Genomic DNA, 17172 nt, shown 5'->3' with positions numbered 1-17172 from the left:
CGGCTGTAGAGAAAATTGGTTTGGAAAACAGGATGACCCATATCTCAACCGGTGGTGGTGCGTCTCTCGAAATGCTTGCCGGTAAAGAACTGCCGGGGATTGCTGTGATTCCTGAAAGAAATGGATAGTCCGTGAATTTAAGTGACTAAATGAACAATATTTAGTTTTGTTCGTTACTAATAATAATAAAAGGGAGCACTATAAAAAGTACATTTTTTAAAATTTATAAACCGTTGAAACGGTTAGTTTTTCTAACCTTTCATTAACCACCAAATTAATTTGGTGGTTAATAAAAACAAAAAATCACACAACCGTTTTAACGGTTTCACACATTGTGCAAAAAATTTTTGAAAGTTGCATAATTTATGTTTTTATAGTGAACTCATAAAAAAACAGGAAAATTTAATCTTATGTTAAAAAAAATATTTATTATCATTCTGTTTTGCTTTACATTTTCTCAAATTTATTCTCAAAATACTGCCAAAAAACCTTTAGATCCATCCGTCTATAAAATTTGGAAACATCTACACAATCAGCAAATTTCAAACAACGGTGAATGGATTTCCTATGAAATAAATCCCGGAAAAGGCGACGGGAAATTATTGGTCGTTAATGCAATTACCAGCGTAAAAGATTCAATATCTCGCGGATATGAAGCTCTCTTTTCACCAAATTCAAATTATATTACTTTCAAAATCAAACCGCAGTTTGAAAAAATCCGAGAACTGAAATTGGATGGTGTTGATAAGAAGGATTTGCCAAAAGATACACTCGGAATTCTTTTATTCGCCACTGATTCTTTGATGAAATTTGCAAATGTGAAAAGTTTTAAAACTGCCAAAGACTCATCTGCTTGGATGGCATTTGTGGTGGAGATGAAAAAACAGAAAAGAAGTGAAACCGATTCTGTAAAAGTGGACACATTAAAAAAGAATGGAAAAGGGGAGTGCCTTGAACAACTTGTTATTTACAATCCGATCTTGAATGAAAAGCACACATTCAATAATATTTCTAATTATGAAATAAGCGATAACGGCTCTCTGATTGGCTTTATTTCAAATGTGGAAGATTCTGTTGACACAACTTTGGTAAGTGTTTTTGAAACTAAAACGGGAGATGTGGATACTTTGTTTCATGGAAAAGGGACTTCAAAGAAAATTATACTCAATCGTGCGGGAGATCAAGTTGCTTTCATATCTTCCGGCGACACAACAAAGGTAAAAACATTTTCTTTGTATTTGTGGGATAAATCTCAAGAAACAGAAATAATTATTGATACTTTAACGAAGGAACTTCCTGAAAGTTGGACTGTTAGCGAGCACGGGAAAATATATTTCTCCTCTGATAATAGCAAATTATTTTTCGGGGCAGCTCAAAAACCAGAGCATGAGAAACCGGACACACTTCTGGAAGATGAGAAATATAATGTAGATATTTGGCACTGGAAAGACCCCTACATCCAATCGTATCAAAAAGAGCATTTCGAGGAAGAGCAGAACAGATCATACTTGGCGGTTTACCAGATTGAGGAAGAAAAAATCGTCCCAATTGAAAATCCGCAAATCCGTAATTCAGCGATAGATAGGAAAGGAATTTGCAAATATGCAATCGGATACGCAGACCTTCTTTATGCATATTTATCTCAATGGAATTCTCATTCGTTTCGCGATTATTATCTGATCAATGTTGAAACCGGAAAGAAAACAAAAATCGCTAAGAAATCTCAAAATTATTATCGCATTTCTCCGGATAATCAATACATATTTTGGTATGATAAAGATACGCAAGATTGGTTTACTAATGAGATTGCCACAAATGAAACTAAAAATTTAACGGAAAATATTTCTGCAAATTTTTTTAATGAAGAAAATGATCGCCCTCGCAAACCATATTCGTATGGATTTGCCGGATGGACAAAAGGGGATAAATATTTTCTAATTTATGATAATTATGATATTTGGAAAATTGATCCGCAAATGCTGGAAAAACCAGCAAATTTAACGAATCATTTTGGGAGAAATAATGAAATTAGATTCCGTTTCATAGACCTTGATGAGGAGAACATATTTCTGGATGCTGAAAAAATTTTACTCAAAGGGTTCGATGAGAAATCGAAAAAATCGGGATTTTACACCACAGATTTTGGGCATAAAAAAAATCCTCTAGAATTAATCCAAGAGGATTGTTTTTTTTATTACCCGATAAAGGCAAGGGATTCCGAATCACTTATCTGGCGAAAAATGTCATTTGAAAAGTATCCCGATTTGTATAAAAGCAATTCGGAATTTAAAAATATCCAAAAAATATCTAATGCGAATCCCCAACAAGCAAATTATTTATGGGGAACCAGTGAACTTGTGGAATGGGTTGATTCAACAGGTCAAAATTATCAAGGTATTTTATATAAACCGGAAAATTTTGATCCAAGCAAAAAATATCCGATGATTGTAAAAATTTATGAAAAAGAGAGCGATCGACTAAATAGTCATTATTCCCCGAAGCCAAGTTCTTGCATAATAAATTATACGTATTACACGAGCAATGGCTATCTTGTTTTTAGACCAGACATCCATTATAAAACCGGGCACCCGGGGCAAGATGCTCTGCGAGCAGTAGTGAGCGGAACTAATTTTATTTTGGATAGAGGATTTGTAGATAAAAATAAAATCGGTTTGATCGGACACAGTTGGGGAGGTTATGAAACTGCCTATATTGTAACTCAAACCGATAAATTCGCGGCAGCAATGGCAGGAGCGCCGGTAAGCAATATGACAAGTGCTTACGGAGGAATCCGCTGGGGTTCCGGTTCAAGTCGCCAACATCAATATGAAAAAGGGCAAAGTCGCATCGGGGAATCTTTGTGGGAAAATCGTGAATTGTACTTAGAAAATTCTCCTCTGTTTTATGCTGACAAAGTTAACACCCCACTTTTGATTTTGCACAATGATAATGATGGAGCCGTTCCGCGTGAACAAGGAATTGAACTGTTTTTAGCATTGAGAAGATTGCAAAAACCGGTTTGGATGTTTGATTACAATAACGAAAAACATACTGTAAGAAGATGGGCAAATCAGGTTGATCTCTCCAAACGTCTCTCGCAGTTTTTTGATCATTTCCTTAAGGGAAAACCAGCACCGGAATGGCTGAAAAATGGAATTCCGGCAATAAAAAAGGGGAAAGAGGACGGGTATGATATTAAGTGAGTCTCTTTAAATTTCAAAATAAACGAATCTAATCTAATCCCATTTTTTTTCATTTGTCCGATTTCAAGAACAAAATTATCCAGAAATATGCAATTGTGCAACCGAAGAAATAATAGACAAAATCACTCCAAACAAAAGAAGAACCGATAATTGTTCTACCAATAAAATTCGAGCGGATAACATTCAGAAAAGGATTTGAAAATAATTGAGTAAACTCTAAAACCGAAGTAATTAGAAAAACAAAAATAGAGATTAAAATTGGTTTTAATCTTACAAAAATAAAAAGGAAAATCAGACACCAGAAAATCTCATAGAAAACCCCACCGAGAGAATTGTTTACCCATTCGGCAAAAATGCCATTGTAAAATTTTGTAGCAAAGCCCAAAGGGGTTACGATTATCAATGAAATTAGAGTGAATTTTTTCGTTTTTTGCATGAAAAAATGGGGGTGTAGATTAAGTGTTTCGAGCCATCGTTTTTCTCATTTCCCAGCCCTGAAGGACTGGGAAATTTTTGTTTTCCTTTTTCTCAGGTAAATCAGCGTTTTTCTGCGTCGAATCATCCACCGGTTGGCGGATTAACTCAAGTTTTCATCTTTGGATTCGATAATTTTTATACTCAATTCCTGCAAAGATTTTTCATCAACTTCTGATGGGGATTGGCTCATCAAGTCAAATGCTTTGAGGGTTTTAGGAAATGCGATCACGTCGCGGATACTTTCCGCCTTAGACATTAGCATCAGGATTCTGTCAATTCCCGGAGCGATTCCACCGTGGGGAGGGGTTCCATAGTCAAATGCTTTGAGGAAAAAACCGAATCGCTTTTCTAATTCTTCACCCTTAATGCCGATTACATCAAATATTTTTCGCTGGATTTCCGGAATATGACAACGAATGCTACCGGAGGACAATTCCACTCCATTGCAAACAAGGTCGTAAATTTGTCCGCTAATATCACCATACTTTTCCGGGTCGTCTAGATATTTTAAATGTTCTTCTTTTGGCATACAGAACATGTGATGAGCCGTTTCCCATTTGCTTTTTTCTTCATTCCAATCAAATAAGGGAAAATCTACAACCCAAACGAAGTTGAATTCGTCTTCATTTATTAGGTTGAGAATTTTACCAAAATGGTTGCGTAATTCACCGAGAACTTTGCAGGCGGTTTTTTCTGTATCTGCTACGAAAAGGATGAGATCGCCTTCCTCCACTTGCATAGAATCGCAAATTTGCTGCTTCAACTCATCAGAGAAAAATTTTGTAATATTCGATTCTAATTCACCGTCAACAAATCGCATGCGAGCCAATCCTTTTGCACCGAGATGCTTTGCGATTTTTTCAAGGTGATCAATTTCTTTTCGGGAATAATCACCGCATCCTTTTGCATTGAGAGCTCGAACTACGCCACCGTTTTTAATCACAGATGAAAAAACTCTGAAATTACAATCTGCGAAAATTTCGCTAAGATCTTGAATTTCAAGCCCGAAGCGAAGATCAGGTTTGTCCACCCCAAATCTTCTCATTGATTCATCGTAACTTATTCGGGGAAAGGGGATTTGAATATCCACATCAATTGTATTTTTGAAAACCGGTTTCAGCATTTTTTCCACAATATCGAAAATGTCCTCTTCGTTTACAAAGCTCATTTCAAGATCGAGCTGGGTAAACTCCGGTTGACGATCTGCTCGCAGGTCTTCATCACGAAAACAGTGGGCAATCTGAAAATATCTATCGAATCCACTGATCATTAGCAGTTGCTTATAGATCTGAGGGGATTGTGGGAGTGCGAAGAATTTTCCCGGATAGATTCGGCTCGGGACGAGATAATCGCGAGCACCTTCCGGTGTACTTCGCATCAAAACAGGCGTTTCGATTTCTGTGAAACGATGTTCCGTAAGAAATTTTCTAATCTCATAAACAACTTTGTGACGCAGGATGATTTTATTCTGCAAACTTGGTCTTCGCAAGTCCAAATAACGATATTTCAAACGTAAATCCTCATCAGCAAGGGTTTTTTCATTTACCTGAACCGGGAGTTCTTTGGAAGCATTAAATATTTTCAAATGTTTGGCTTCGATTTCAATATCTCCCTTTTCCATATCCGTGTTAACTTGGATTTTGGGACGAACTGAAATTATACCTTCAACGGCAACAACATATTCATTTCGCAGTTTATGAGCTTTTGCGTGCATTTGCATTCCATTGTCTGGATTGAAAACGACTTGAACAATACCGGTTACATCACGTAAATTTATGAAAATGATATTTCCCATATCGCGTCTTGTATGCACCCAGCCCATCAGAATAACTTTATTGCCCTCGTTGTTAGCGTGCAAATCTTCAATATAATGGGTTCTTTTTGAATTTTCTAATAAATCAATCATTTCACCTTCTTGTTTTTTAATAATAATTTATAATTACTGCTTTTTAGAGATTAGTTTGTTTGAATTCATCATATAATTTTTCTTATTTTTTCCAATCAAAATTTTTTATCTACACATTTTGAATGAGAACCATAACTTTTAGTTTTTCATCATAAGGTATATTTTCAACCGTTCCTAGACCAGGTCCACCACACCCAACTCTTATTTCCAGACCACCTTTTAGCTCTCCCATAACAGTTCCGAGTCCAGTCTTCATTTCTACTTCTGTAGTATGTGCCATTTTATATCATTCAATATCATCAATTTTTATATTAAGTGCCCTTTTTAAAGCAAGCGATAAACTTAATACACCACTTCCGCTTGTGCCAAACCCTGATCCCATCGGCATATCCATTTCATGTTCTATTTTTATTGAATACTTATCTTTTGCGGTAAATTCCGAAAATTTTTCTAATAAGCATTTTGAAACAGATGCATCAACCAAAGTTCTATTTATATATATTTCAGTAATTGGGTTTATAGAATTATCAATGTGAACTTTTGTTGTTACACCTTTGATAATATTAACACCTGCACCTAAAGAACTTCTATCTAATAAAGTTTCATTACCACAGGGATAAAAAAATCCTGTAATATGACAGGGAGCCCAAGTTTTTCCTTCCATACTTTTATAAAATTACCTTATATGCTTTGTGCCAAGCTAAGTATAAGCTCAACAAGATTTAATTTGTATAAATTTATCCATATCATTCATGAATTTATAGATCAGAGTAATTGTGATCTGTTCCACTTGTGATTTCGGACCGGGAACTTTCCCAACGAGGATGTTCAGAGCTGTGTCGATTTTTCTTTTTGTTTCGTTATCGAGCATATTATTTCCTATTTGTTGAACCCTTCCATTTAGAATGATTGCGTATTTTATTCTGTTAAAGCTTTTACCGAATTGGTGTTTATAATAATTTGAAGTTGTTCGATAGCTATTTTATTCAGTGTTATTATTCTTTCTTCCGGCGGTATATTTTGTTTGATCAATTCAGCATTAAAACTTTCTAAATTGGTAAGAACTATTAGTTGTTCAATTGAAGCATAATCTCTGATATTTCCTTTTTTTTCCGGATTCTTTTCTCGCCAGTTTTGTGCCGTAATTCCGAATAATGCTAAATTCAGTAAATCTGCTTCGGAGGCATAAACAAAGCTGTGTTTATCATTTGAAAGTTTTTTTGGAATAAGATTTTGTTTAATTGCCTCTGTATGAATTTTGTAATTTATTTTAGAAAGAATTCGGGTTGTATTCCATTCCAATTTTTTACTTTCAAATTCATTTTGCTTTAGTCTTTGGAATTCTTTGAGCAGGTATAATTTGAATTCTGCACTTATCCAGGAAGCAAATTCAAAAGCAATATCCTGATGTGCGTATGTTCCGCCATATCTTCCTGATTTGGAAATAATACCGATCGCATTTGTTGAAGCTATCCATTTTTGAGGAGAGAGAACAAAAGCATTTCCGCCGGCTTCATTCCTAAAGGAGTCGAATTCGACCCCTTTAAAATCAGGATTATGCAGATGTTCCCAGAGACCGAGAAATTCGATTGTATTTTTACTTCTCATCCAATTTTTCACAACATCTTTTGGTGCTTCAAAATTTTTGTGTCTTGCAATATCGGTTAATGAAATATAGCTGTTTTCATAAAAACCTTTGATATTTATTTCTACATTTAAAACAGTAATTTGTTTATTATTTTTCATTTACCACCCTAATTAATAAATTGATTTAAAGGCACATAATCTTTAATATATTCAGGAATAACATTTCTCCATTTATCGGGAACAGCTTGATAATTTTACATATTGAAAGATGCATTTGTATGAAGTTCTATCAATCGTTCTCTTTTATTTTCGATTATATCTCTGAAATGATTATTTGAGAGATAAGCTTTGAAATAATATTTTATTGTCGGAATATCAGCAGGATTAGTTGGCTTGAAAATATTTATAAATTTAATAAATTCTTCTTCCGGAATATCATTTTTCATTTGAAATTTATAAATTAAACCAAATATCTTCTCAATAATTTCACGAAGAGAGAGTCGTCTGTCAACTCCAGCTGCTTTTCGTAATTTTCTCAGAATAAAAAATTCATCCGGTTTATTAAGAATTTCATCATTAATATATTCAGTAACTTCATCCTACCTATCTCATTTGCTTTTCCGGTTAATTGAGATCAGAACAAACCAATTCGAGTAACATCAAAATTTTTTAATCTCTGTTTGGTTTTTTTTAGGAAATTTATAATTTCTTCTTTTCTTTTATTCATCAATTTTTGCCTCAATAAAGGATGAAATAACGTAATCCATTTTTTAAAAAGAGCAATAATCACGCTTTAGAAAAGTGAATTACGTAAGTTTTGCCTTGATGTAGTTTGAGATTTCATTAAATTTAATGTTTGACTGTTTTCGTTTGCGAATGTCTTTAACCGCATAATCGCCTGACTCAACTTCGTTTGCTCCGATGATAATCGCAAATTTCACATTATTTCTATCGCAAAATTTAAAACTGCTTTTTATAGAAGCACCGGCATAAGCAATTTGGGCGGAAAGATTTTCATTATGGAGCTTTTTCATGATTGCTATTGCATTTTCAGTAAATTTGTTTTCCATCGGTATTATGAAAACATCCAAGCTGTCAGCAGGGGAAATTTGTATTCCCCGTTTTTCCAAAGCCAGAAGTATTCTTTCGACACCAAGTGAAAGTCCGACAGCAGGTGTGGATTTGCCACCCACATATTCGATCAGTCCGTCATATCGTCCACCGCCGCCAAGAGCATCTTGAGCTCCGAGATAATCAACAGAATATTCAAAAGCAGTTCGAGTATAATAATCCAGACCGCGGACGATGCGAGGGTCAACTTCAAACTCCACTTTCATTATGGTCAGGTATTTTTTAACATTGCTAAAATGCTCCTCGCAATCTGCACAAAGATAATCCAGCATTTGAGGAGCGTCCTTCAGTTGTGTTTTGCATTCCGGATTTTTACAATCAAACACGCGCATTGGATTCGTGTTCATTCTGCGTTGGCAGTCTGAACAGAATTTATCTTTTCGGGCAAATAAATATTTTTTTAATTTCTTAGCATAATCTGTTCTACATTTCGGGCATCCCACACTATTGATGCGGAGTTGCACATCCGGAACTTTAGCTTGCTGAAGAATTTCCCAGCCGATAGAGATTATTTCAGCATCCGCGAGTGCTTCTGCTCGCCCGATGCACTCAACTCCAAATTGATAAAATTGCCGATACCTTCCTTTTTGAGGACGAGAATAACGGAACATTGGACCTTGATAAAACAATCGTAACGGATCTCTTGAACTGGCAACTAAATTGTGTTCTACGTAAGCACGTGCTACGGATGCAGTTCCTTCGGGTCGCAAAGCAAAGGTTCTTCCCTTTTTATCCTCAAAAACATACATTTCTTTTTCTACAATATCGGAAGTTTCACCCACACTTCTTTTAAACAGGTCTAATGATTCGAATATCGGGAAACTCAATTCTTTGTAACCATAAGATTTTACCACGTTTTTGAAGACATTTTTAATATAGTTCCATTTGAAATTGTCTTCTGGTAAAATATCATAAGTTCCACGTGGAGCTTGAAATTTCATAAATTAGTCCCCATTTTTTGTTTGCTCTAAACTACGTCGGGAGCTGTTTAATTTTTGCCTACGCATTCTTCCGTCTTTAATTTGATAAACAAGAGAAAAAATTACGGAAGTAAGTAGAAGCCCTCCAAAATCTGCGAGTAAGTCCAGCATATCTCTTTCACGTCCGGGAATAAATCCTTGATGTATCTCATCAAGTAGCCCGAAAATTACCCCAAGCAGCAGAGTGGTTCTGAATGAATTCCAAACATTATCAATTCGATTTTCTTGTTTGAGCATTGACAGAAAAAGGAAAGCCCAAATTGCATATTCGATAAAATGAACCACCTTATCCGAAGTGGTCGGTAATCCGGGTGGAGGGGATAAACCGGGGACTGATGAAAGGGTTATCATCATTATTGTCCAAATTATTAAAATTATTCTATATCCTGATTTCATAGTTTGATAAACTTTTTCATGGGTGATAAATGTCAAGTTTCTCTAAATTTCGGTCGAGTTTTTGAGAGAATATTGAGATAAATTTTTCCCATTTAATTGAGGAGTTTATGACCATTCCGTAGAACTATTTTGTCAAAATTATTGTTGCCAAAAATCTTTTAGAGAAAAGGTGGCTCCAAAAGGGAATTTATCGAAGTAGAATTTTACTGGCAGATTTCGATTGTCTGCAGAAATCCAGACAAAAAATTCAGACCTTTCATTAAATAAATTGTTAGTTAAAACATCGGTAGGGGATTCGAGAGGATTATCGTAGATTTTTTTAAATTTTAATCGAAATTTTTTGCAATTAAGTTTCTCGCGACTTAATTTTAACATGTCGGTTTTAATATATTTTATATCTACTTGCCACAAATCGTAATTTGCTGCTACAATAAAATGATAATCTCCTTTTCCAAGCTGCCGAATTTTAAAGATTAGTGAAAATAGATCATAATATTCATTTTGGACAGTGGTATCAATTTCAGTCAAAACGGAATTTCTACTCAATAAATCAGAAAATTTGATGTATTCTTTTCCGGAATTCAATTGAATTAATTTTCTTTCGGATAAGTTCGACTGCTCGATATTTTTCTCATACCGGAATGACACAAAGTCCGTATCGCATGTAGAAATATATGAATTATTGATATGGAAAATTGTGTTCATTACCCCGATTGTCTTTGTTTTTGCGATAATTTTCAAGAAGTTTTGTTGGGATTCTAAGCGAATATTTGCACTTGCAACCGGAACTCCGATATAAGTTACATCACCAATGAAAAATTCGACCTGTTCTGTAAGGCAGTCCTCAAACACAAAAAATGCAATTAGAAATAGTAGAAATAATTTTAAATAATGTAAATTTCTAATCTTGTTGTTTTTCTTTAACATACAGCCGTACGGTTTTAATCCGCTGTTCATCCAAGTCTTCAACGGTAAATTTGTATTTTTTCAGATAAGTAACAGATTCACCTTTTTGAGGGATCTTCCCAAAAATATTATATAAAAAGCCGGAAAAGCTATCAAATTCTTCGCTAATTTGCAGACCGAATTTATCGTCAATATCATCAATATCAATGGAGCAATTAATCAGGAATTCATGTTTTCCGATATTACTCATAGTGAATGGATCTTCATCAAATTCATCGAGGATTTCACCCACAATTTCTTCCAGGATATCTTCAAGGGTAACGATTCCATAAGTGCCACCATATTCATCTACAACAATTGCGAGGTGAAATTTATTTTTTTGGAAATTATTCAGAAGATTTTTAATCTTCATTTTCTCAGGTGCAAAAAAACATTTTCGCATCAACTTTTTTATTTCATTATCAACATCAAGTTTGAGAATAATATCTTTGCTATAGACGATGCCGATTATATTATCAATATTTCCTCTGTAAATTGGGATTCGAGAAAAACCGGAGCCTTGGATTATTTTTTTTAGTTTATCAACCCCAACGTTTATTTCCGCACCGACAATATCAATACGTGGAGTCATAATTTCTTTTACCGTTGTTTCTGAAAAATCAAAAATACTTCTAATCATTTCCCGCTCGTTTTGCTTAATATCTACAACTCCGTCCGAACTTTCCTGAACGATGTTTTTTATGTCATCAGTAGTAATTTTGTTTCCAAGATCACCAATTGTTTGAGCATTAGCAGGAGTGATTAGGCTTACGAAGAGTTCCAGAATTTTAACGGGTGGATATAATATGATTGTGCATATATAAAGTGGGAACGTGATAAAGGGGATATATTTTTCAGCGAAATTCAAGGCAAAAACCTTTGGTAATATTTCGCCAAAAACAAGAAGAATAGTTGTAACTATCACTATTTCGATAAGCATTGCCATTGATGTTGAAAATTCTGCACTTTCTGCAATTTTAACTGCAACCATAACAGAAAGTGAGGCGAAACTAACATTTGCAACAGTATTGCCAAGGAGAATTGTTATCAGCAATTTCTGAGGTTTTTTAAGTAATTTTATAACAAATTTTTTGTTAAATCCCTTTTCGTTTTCCAGTTTTTTAATATATATTTTCGAAAGTGAAAACAAGGCTGTTTCTGAAGATGAAAAAAATGCTGAAAGAATTAGAATAATTGGAAGTAAAATGATTTTAAATGCCATTAGCGTTGCTCCTTAGGAAAGTAATTCATAAAATATTCTGTTTTCTTCTCCATAATTTTTCGTTTTCTTGATTCATCATGTTCATACCCCAATAAGTGCAAAATTCCATGAATCATTAGCCTTTCAATCTCGATTTGTAGAGGAACACCATATTCAGTTGCCTGAGAAACCGCTTTTTCAGATGAGATATAAACATCCCCCAAAACAGAATTTGAGTCACTCGGTTTTTCATCTTCAAGGGAAAAAGAAAGGACATCGGTTGGTCTATCAATATTACGGAAACGTTTATTTAAATCCTGAAGAAATTTATTATCTGCAATCACAACATTTAGTTGATCGTTTGCAGAGGCATTTTCTGTTTCAAAAATGAAAGTAATAATATTTTCTAATTTATTAACATCCAAATTAATTTTAGTCAAACAGGTTATTCGTGATTTTGTAGTATTTATGGTAATTTTGTCCATTATTCGGGATAAACAATCCGTTTTTTATACATACCTACTAAAATCGGTTCAAAACTTTTCTGTAAAGCTTTTAGTTCTTGTAATGAAATTCCGCATTCGGAAAGTTGATCTGTTTTTATCAAATTATCTATGGCTTTTTCTACGATTTGATTTATCGTTTCCTTTGAAGGAGCCTCCAGAGATTTTGTTGTTGATTCGACAATGTCTGCTATCATAACAATTGCTGCTTCCTTCGTCTGTGGTTTTGGTCCGTCATAGTGAAAGTTATTCTCGTTAATTTTCTCTCCGTTTTTTTGAGCTTGCTTAAAGAAATAGTATATTGTTGCAGTTCCGTGATGCTGTTGGATAATATCAATAATGCTTGTCGGAAGATGATATTCATGTGCTAATTTAACTCCATCTTCAACATGATGTTTAATGATGAGAGCACTTTCAGTGGAATTTAGTTCACTGTGAATGTTTTTTTCATCGCCGATATTTTCGATGAAATATTCCGGATTCTTCGTTTTCCCAATATCATGATAATAGCTACCTACGCGTGCAAGGATTGGGTTTGCCTGTATAGCTTTTGCAGCAGTTTCAGCCAAATTTCCCACAATAATACTATGATGGTAAGTTCCTGATGCTACTTCCGAGAGAGTTTTGAGGAGTTTGTTGCTAAAATCACCAACCTCAAGAAGATGGATGTTTGTAACCACCGGCAATCTTTGTTCAATTGGTGCCAGCAAGACCATGCTACCCAAAAGAGAAACAACCGAACTGAAGAATCCCCACTTAAAATTGTCTAAAATCTTGGTCAGTTCCCACCCATTGATCAGGCTAAATAGAAGATTTAATAAAATAAACGATACTAAAATATAGAATGATGATTGATAAAAACCTCTACGACTTTTCGGGAAATTCAGAGCCAATACTGCAGCGAGTCCGGAAAAAGTTACAATAAATGAGGGGGCAAATTCCCAACCGTTTAATCCCATTATGAGAAAAAAGTTCACAATACCGTAGATAATTGCTGCTTTTATATCTATCAGGAATGATAACAATATTATTGGCATGCCAATGGGTAAAAAGTAGATAGAAAATTTATCCATATCATGAATTACGATTAATAGTATAGCAAAAAGAACCGTGAAAATAAGCATACAACGGAAAAGAGCAAATTTTATAAGGACTTCTCTTTTAAAAAGATAAACGAGGATAATCAGCATTGTGAGCACAAAATATATATAAACAAACTTAGCAACTGAGAAGAAATTCTGTTTACCTTTTTCACTATGGGTTTCACGGATATTTTTTTCTCTTTCCAACGCCTCCAATTTGCGAAAAATATTTGCATCAATCTTTTGGTGATTTTGAACGATTAATTCATTTTTTAGTACTTCACTTGTGATGTTCGGAATTGATAAACGGGCAATTTTTTTTGCTTTTTGGGTTGCATTGGTATCATAAGATAGGTTTATTTCAAGAAAAGTGTCTAATAATTTTGCCGTCAATTTTTTATAAATATCTTGGGAGTCAATTTCTTTGTTTTGTGTTTCAAATTTCTCAATAGCTTTTTGTTTAGTTAAGAGATTTGCGGTTAGTGCCTGCTTCTGTACTTCGTCATAACAAATAATTATTTTTTTATTGGGTGGAATTTGTTTTACTATTCCTTGGCTCATATATTTTTCACACGCGTAAGTTAGATCTTTGTATATTTTTTCTTTTTCTTCCTGTCCTTTTAAAATTCTCAGTTCCTCAATAGTAAGTTGATAATCGTGTTCTAATAAATTTTTTTGTAAATTCGTTACGGGACTATCCTGTTTTAAGGAATTTTCGACCAAACCAAAAAATGTATTTATCTTTTCCTGAACATTAAAACTTTTTCCTAAAGAAAGATAGAAATGAGGTAGGATTTTTTTTTCTGCCTTTTTCTGTTTTTCTGCGAGGATTTCAGCATCCTCATAAAGGAGAAAGTCAAAGGGTGCAACAATCGTTTGAGTAGCAATTTCTCCGATTTGACGGGCTGGTTCTTTGAAAAATAATTCCTTTTTAAAAACAAGGAAATCGGCAATAAAAATAATTAGGGTTGCGATCCCGATATTAATAAAGGCATGTGATATTCTTCCGGCTGGTAATGCTTTTTTCATTTTATTATATTACTCAATTTTTTCTACAGGTAATTTCAAATAAATACTATTGAATTGTTTTGCGAATATTTGTTATTTATAAAAATAATTTATGGGATTAAGAAATTTTTAGACAAAAAAACCCCTTATTTTGATATGTGAAAAATAAGGGGTTTTTTATATGGAAATAATTAGTTTCTGGGAATTCGAAGAATTTGATTCGGATAAATCAGGTCGGGATCTTTGATTTTATCTTTATTTGCTCGATAGATTTTTGGCCATTCGAAGGGGCTATTAAAGACTTCAGGATATGAGGCAATTGTCCAGAGGCATTCACCCTTATAAACTTTCCATGAAGTTGGTAATCCACGTGGAATTTTGAAAATCTGATCAGGATAAATCAAGTCGGGATCTTTGATTTGATCACGATTTGCTCTATAGATGATACCCCATTTTGCGGGATCGTTATAGATGTGTTTGTAACTGGAAATTTTGGAGAGGAACTCACCTCTAACTACAGTATGAGTATCTTCATAATACTGCGGAAGGGCATTGTCTAATTTGGAAAATCGTCGGTCAAGTTCTTTAAATTCAGAGATAAATTTGGGAGCTTTTGCGATGTTTTCTGCCTTCATCTGCTCATAATTATTTATAAATGTTTTGATTTCATCATTATTTGCATAAAGATCGGTGTTTGGCATTTCATCATAGTAATCCAGTTGTGATCTGATTTCATCTAATTTTTTCTGGAAATTAACAAGCTGGCTATGAGTAATACCACCGAGTTCATCCATGATACCGGTATAGATCAAGTCATATTCTTCATCAATTTCTGCAATACGTACTTTAATTTCTGCGATTCTGTTTTCATTTTCAGTAATATTTGTTTCTGCTCTTTCTTGTCGAGCCTGAAGCATCATCATCTCATTTTCAAGTTCTTCCCAATATTTTATTACTTCGTCCTTAGAAAGATCCTGATATTCGTCTTCTGTAAGATAGCGAACATCTGCACAAAGGATAATTGGAAGAGCCAGTAAAAATATTGAGAGGACAAGAACTTTAATGCCGTATTGATTTAATTTATGTAACATCCTATTCTCCCTTCTTTAGATAACCTTCATCAATTAGTTGATTATTATACTCTTGAAGTTTAAGAAGTTCAGCTTCCTTTGCTTCCAGTTCAGTTTCGAGGATTTCCAACTCAGCGTTTTGGTTAGTAACCGTATTTTCCAGTTCAGTAACCTTTAGGTTTAGTTCTTCCATTTGTGTATTCGAAATAGGGGGAGGTGGTGTATGACAGCATGCTGACAGCATTAATAAAACAAAAATTAACAATGCTGCAACTTTTATTATGTTCTTTCCCATTCTTTCTCCTTTCAAAAATTGTTTTGGATATTTTGTAAATAGTACCGCTTTTTATGTCAAGCTTTTCATCAATTTGATTGCTTTTTTTTTAGTTTTATAAGTAATTTTTGAGTTTTAAGCAATTATTTTTGCTTAAATTTATAAATTTTAATCGCTATTTTGTATAAAAATTTCTTTTTTTAAACAAAATAATCAAACCGACAAAAGCCGGTAAAACCGTATTTACGAAAAATATAATTAATGTTGTAGAAACTGCCTCTTCCGGTGAAATATTCCAGCGAGAAAAAATATTTATTGCAAAGATTTCTCTGACCCCAAAACCACTAAAAGAAATCGGCAAGATATGCGAAATATGGATGAGAGGAACAGAAATGAATATTTTCCATAAATTGATTTTAAGAAAATTATTCAGGATTATAAAATACTGGAAAAAAGATATAAGGGTAAAAATGATTTGCATTACGATAATGCGAGGGACTATCTTTAGATAATTATTAAAGTAGTCTTTGATTTTTTTTCTCTTGAAAAAATAGGAGAACAAATATAATAAAAACGGTGATATTAAAATAAAAATAAAAACGGAAACTTTTAAGAATAAACTTACTGAAGTAAAATAAAATATTGAGGCAAAAGCAGCAAAGAAAATATTTTTCCATGTTATAAAAATTCGCTCTACTCCCACCGATACGGTCGTAGCACTTTTTGTATTGTTTACGAAAAACACTTTACCAAAAACCCCTAAACCAGCTGGTAGTAAAAAATGAAACGACATACCGATAAAGAATGACTTTAACATTTCGTGTTTTAGCGGATGGTATTCGGGATTTAAATAAAGGTATTTTGTCCAATTGTTGTATTGGATAAATAATTTTATTAATGTTGTGAGGATGATGATTGCAAAACTTAAGAAACTAATCTCCTTCAAATTGTCAAAAAGCGTAAAAAAATTAATCTTCTCGGTGATAAACCAAAGGATTAGAGCGGTAATAATTAGTTTTATAAGGAGTAATATGCTTTTTGATGTTTTGCCGGTTAGATTCATTTTATAGATTTTTTAAGGTAGGATTCAATTAAGCACCATAGGTGCGAAATACAAATATCGGGATTTGGTTGAATGCTCTTGGGAGATTCTTCTTCGCTTCGCTCATCAGAATGACAGTGTGTTTTGGAGGTTTGGAGTTGATCAATATTGTAATCTACAAAACAATAGATGTCATCCTCGAGGACTTTTTCTTTTTAAAAGTCCGAAGGATCTCGTTTGGAGAATTATTGATTACTTCTGGGAGATTCTTCTTCGCTTCGCTCATCAGAATGACACGGTTTATGTGTGGTATAGGAATCGGTTGACATTATTTATCTTTTCCATTTCCAAGTTCCAAATTTTCCTA

Annotated in this window: 18 protein-coding genes; 2 read left to right on the top strand and 16 right to left on the bottom strand. The window is 33.9% G+C overall.

Going from position 1 to position 17172, the window contains the following annotated elements; translation table 11 throughout:
* Together pgk and U9P79_02205 are read left to right on the top strand one after the other, a co-directional pair.
* On the top strand, nucleotides 1-128 hold a 128-nt coding region (gene pgk / locus U9P79_02210; protein MEA2103442.1), incomplete at its 5' end, for a phosphoglycerate kinase.
* Between the two features lie 282 nt (nucleotides 129-410).
* Nucleotides 411-3203 (top strand): prolyl oligopeptidase family serine peptidase, encoded by a 2793-nt coding sequence (locus U9P79_02205; GenBank protein MEA2103441.1) that lies wholly within the window; start codon nucleotides 411-413, stop codon nucleotides 3201-3203.
* A 49-nt stretch (nucleotides 3204-3252) separates the two neighbouring features.
* Here U9P79_02205 and U9P79_02200 read toward each other — a convergent pair whose 3' ends face one another.
* The 16 genes from U9P79_02200 to U9P79_02125 form a co-directional block, all read right to left on the bottom strand.
* The gene (locus tag U9P79_02200) at nucleotides 3253-3639 is read right to left on the bottom strand and encodes a DUF2809 domain-containing protein (protein MEA2103440.1); all 387 of its coding nucleotides are present in this window, start codon (nucleotides 3637-3639) and stop codon (nucleotides 3253-3255) included.
* A 141-nt stretch (nucleotides 3640-3780) separates the two neighbouring features.
* Nucleotides 3781-5586: an aspartate--tRNA ligase gene (gene aspS, locus U9P79_02195; protein ID MEA2103439.1), complete on the bottom strand. Its 1806-nt coding sequence runs from the start codon at nucleotides 5584-5586 to the stop codon at nucleotides 3781-3783.
* A 109-nt stretch (nucleotides 5587-5695) separates the two neighbouring features.
* Nucleotides 5696-5866 carry a hypothetical protein gene (locus tag U9P79_02190; protein ID MEA2103438.1) on the bottom strand — a complete coding sequence of 57 codons (171 nt, stop codon included), beginning with the start codon at nucleotides 5864-5866 and terminating at the stop codon, nucleotides 5696-5698.
* A 6-nt stretch (nucleotides 5867-5872) separates the two neighbouring features.
* The gene (locus tag U9P79_02185; GenBank protein ID MEA2103437.1) at nucleotides 5873-6250 is read right to left on the bottom strand and encodes a hypothetical protein; all 378 of its coding nucleotides are present in this window, start codon (nucleotides 6248-6250) and stop codon (nucleotides 5873-5875) included.
* A gap of 48 nt (nucleotides 6251-6298) precedes the next feature.
* Complete coding sequence (locus tag U9P79_02180) at nucleotides 6299-6457, bottom strand: hypothetical protein (GenBank protein MEA2103436.1); 159 nt, start codon at nucleotides 6455-6457, stop codon at nucleotides 6299-6301.
* Between the two features lie 47 nt (nucleotides 6458-6504).
* Nucleotides 6505-7332, bottom strand: a complete 828-nt coding sequence (locus tag U9P79_02175) for a KilA-N domain-containing protein (GenBank protein MEA2103435.1) — start codon at nucleotides 7330-7332, stop codon at nucleotides 6505-6507.
* 95 nt (nucleotides 7333-7427) lie between these two features.
* The gene (locus U9P79_02170; protein ID MEA2103434.1) at nucleotides 7428-7619 is read right to left on the bottom strand and encodes a hypothetical protein; all 192 of its coding nucleotides are present in this window, start codon (nucleotides 7617-7619) and stop codon (nucleotides 7428-7430) included.
* A 360-nt stretch (nucleotides 7620-7979) separates the two neighbouring features.
* The gene (gene hisS / locus U9P79_02165; protein MEA2103433.1) at nucleotides 7980-9245 is read right to left on the bottom strand and encodes a histidine--tRNA ligase; all 1266 of its coding nucleotides are present in this window, start codon (nucleotides 9243-9245) and stop codon (nucleotides 7980-7982) included.
* 3 nt (nucleotides 9246-9248) lie between these two features.
* A complete protein-coding gene (locus U9P79_02160; GenBank protein MEA2103432.1) occupies nucleotides 9249-9716 on the bottom strand; it encodes a VanZ family protein in 468 nt (155 codons plus the stop codon).
* A 102-nt stretch (nucleotides 9717-9818) separates the two neighbouring features.
* The gene (locus tag U9P79_02155) at nucleotides 9819-10637 is read right to left on the bottom strand and encodes a DUF3108 domain-containing protein (protein MEA2103431.1); all 819 of its coding nucleotides are present in this window, start codon (nucleotides 10635-10637) and stop codon (nucleotides 9819-9821) included.
* The gene (locus tag U9P79_02150) at nucleotides 10582-11847 is read right to left on the bottom strand and encodes a hemolysin family protein (GenBank protein ID MEA2103430.1); all 1266 of its coding nucleotides are present in this window, start codon (nucleotides 11845-11847) and stop codon (nucleotides 10582-10584) included. Before U9P79_02150 ends, U9P79_02155 begins: the two co-directional genes overlap by 56 nt.
* Nucleotides 11847-12311, bottom strand: a complete 465-nt coding sequence (gene ybeY, locus U9P79_02145) for an rRNA maturation RNase YbeY (GenBank protein MEA2103429.1) — start codon at nucleotides 12309-12311, stop codon at nucleotides 11847-11849. Before ybeY ends, U9P79_02150 begins: the two co-directional genes overlap by 1 nt.
* Nucleotides 12311-14440, bottom strand: coding sequence for an HDIG domain-containing protein (locus U9P79_02140; GenBank protein MEA2103428.1), 2130 nt, complete (start codon nucleotides 14438-14440; stop codon nucleotides 12311-12313). The genes ybeY and U9P79_02140 overlap by 1 nt, the downstream gene beginning before the upstream one ends.
* Nucleotides 14441-14610: 170 nt before the next feature.
* The gene (locus tag U9P79_02135) at nucleotides 14611-15510 is read right to left on the bottom strand and encodes a LysM peptidoglycan-binding domain-containing protein (GenBank protein ID MEA2103427.1); all 900 of its coding nucleotides are present in this window, start codon (nucleotides 15508-15510) and stop codon (nucleotides 14611-14613) included.
* Between the two features lies 1 nt (nucleotide 15511).
* Nucleotides 15512-15784: a hypothetical protein gene (locus U9P79_02130; protein ID MEA2103426.1), complete on the bottom strand. Its 273-nt coding sequence runs from the start codon at nucleotides 15782-15784 to the stop codon at nucleotides 15512-15514.
* A 154-nt stretch (nucleotides 15785-15938) separates the two neighbouring features.
* On the bottom strand, nucleotides 15939-16826 hold the full coding sequence (locus U9P79_02125) for a lysylphosphatidylglycerol synthase domain-containing protein (GenBank protein ID MEA2103425.1): 888 nt from the start codon (nucleotides 16824-16826) through the stop codon (nucleotides 15939-15941).
* Between the last annotated feature and the right edge of the window lie 346 nt (nucleotides 16827-17172).

This window comes from Candidatus Cloacimonadota bacterium (assembly GCA_034661015.1).
In the GTDB taxonomy this organism is placed as follows: domain Bacteria; phylum Cloacimonadota; class Cloacimonadia; order JGIOTU-2; family JGIOTU-2; genus JAYEKN01.
The sequence above is the reverse complement of the archived record's forward strand: the minus strand, read 5'-3'. Positions and strand labels throughout refer to the sequence as shown.

Excerpts from the sequence above, each read along its gene's own strand:
- aspS (MEA2103439.1), bottom strand. The coding sequence starts at position 5,586 with ATGATTGATTTATTAGAAAATTCAAAAAGAACCCATTATATTGAAGAT.
- hisS (MEA2103433.1), bottom strand. The coding sequence starts at position 9,245 with ATGAAATTTCAAGCTCCACGTGGAACTTATGATATTTTACCAGAAGAC.
- U9P79_02155 (MEA2103431.1), bottom strand. The coding sequence starts at position 10,637 with ATGAACAGCGGATTAAAACCGTACGGCTGTATGTTAAAGAAAAACAAC.
- U9P79_02135 (MEA2103427.1), bottom strand. The coding sequence starts at position 15,510 with ATGTTACATAAATTAAATCAATACGGCATTAAAGTTCTTGTCCTCTCA.
- U9P79_02180 (MEA2103436.1), bottom strand. The coding sequence starts at position 6,457 with ATGCTCGATAACGAAACAAAAAGAAAAATCGACACAGCTCTGAACATC.
- U9P79_02140 (MEA2103428.1), bottom strand. The coding sequence starts at position 14,440 with ATGAAAAAAGCATTACCAGCCGGAAGAATATCACATGCCTTTATTAAT.
- U9P79_02200 (MEA2103440.1), bottom strand. The coding sequence starts at position 3,639 with ATGCAAAAAACGAAAAAATTCACTCTAATTTCATTGATAATCGTAACC.
- U9P79_02175 (MEA2103435.1), bottom strand. The coding sequence starts at position 7,332 with ATGAAAAATAATAAACAAATTACTGTTTTAAATGTAGAAATAAATATC.
- U9P79_02190 (MEA2103438.1), bottom strand. The coding sequence starts at position 5,866 with ATGGCACATACTACAGAAGTAGAAATGAAGACTGGACTCGGAACTGTT.
- U9P79_02170 (MEA2103434.1), bottom strand. The coding sequence starts at position 7,619 with ATGAAAAATGATATTCCGGAAGAAGAATTTATTAAATTTATAAATATT.
- U9P79_02205 (MEA2103441.1), top strand. The coding sequence starts at position 411 with ATGTTAAAAAAAATATTTATTATCATTCTGTTTTGCTTTACATTTTCT.
- U9P79_02185 (MEA2103437.1), bottom strand. The coding sequence starts at position 6,250 with ATGGAAGGAAAAACTTGGGCTCCCTGTCATATTACAGGATTTTTTTAT.
- U9P79_02125 (MEA2103425.1), bottom strand. The coding sequence starts at position 16,826 with ATGAATCTAACCGGCAAAACATCAAAAAGCATATTACTCCTTATAAAA.
- U9P79_02130 (MEA2103426.1), bottom strand. The coding sequence starts at position 15,784 with ATGGGAAAGAACATAATAAAAGTTGCAGCATTGTTAATTTTTGTTTTA.
- ybeY (MEA2103429.1), bottom strand. The coding sequence starts at position 12,311 with ATGGACAAAATTACCATAAATACTACAAAATCACGAATAACCTGTTTG.
- U9P79_02150 (MEA2103430.1), bottom strand. The coding sequence starts at position 11,847 with ATGGCATTTAAAATCATTTTACTTCCAATTATTCTAATTCTTTCAGCA.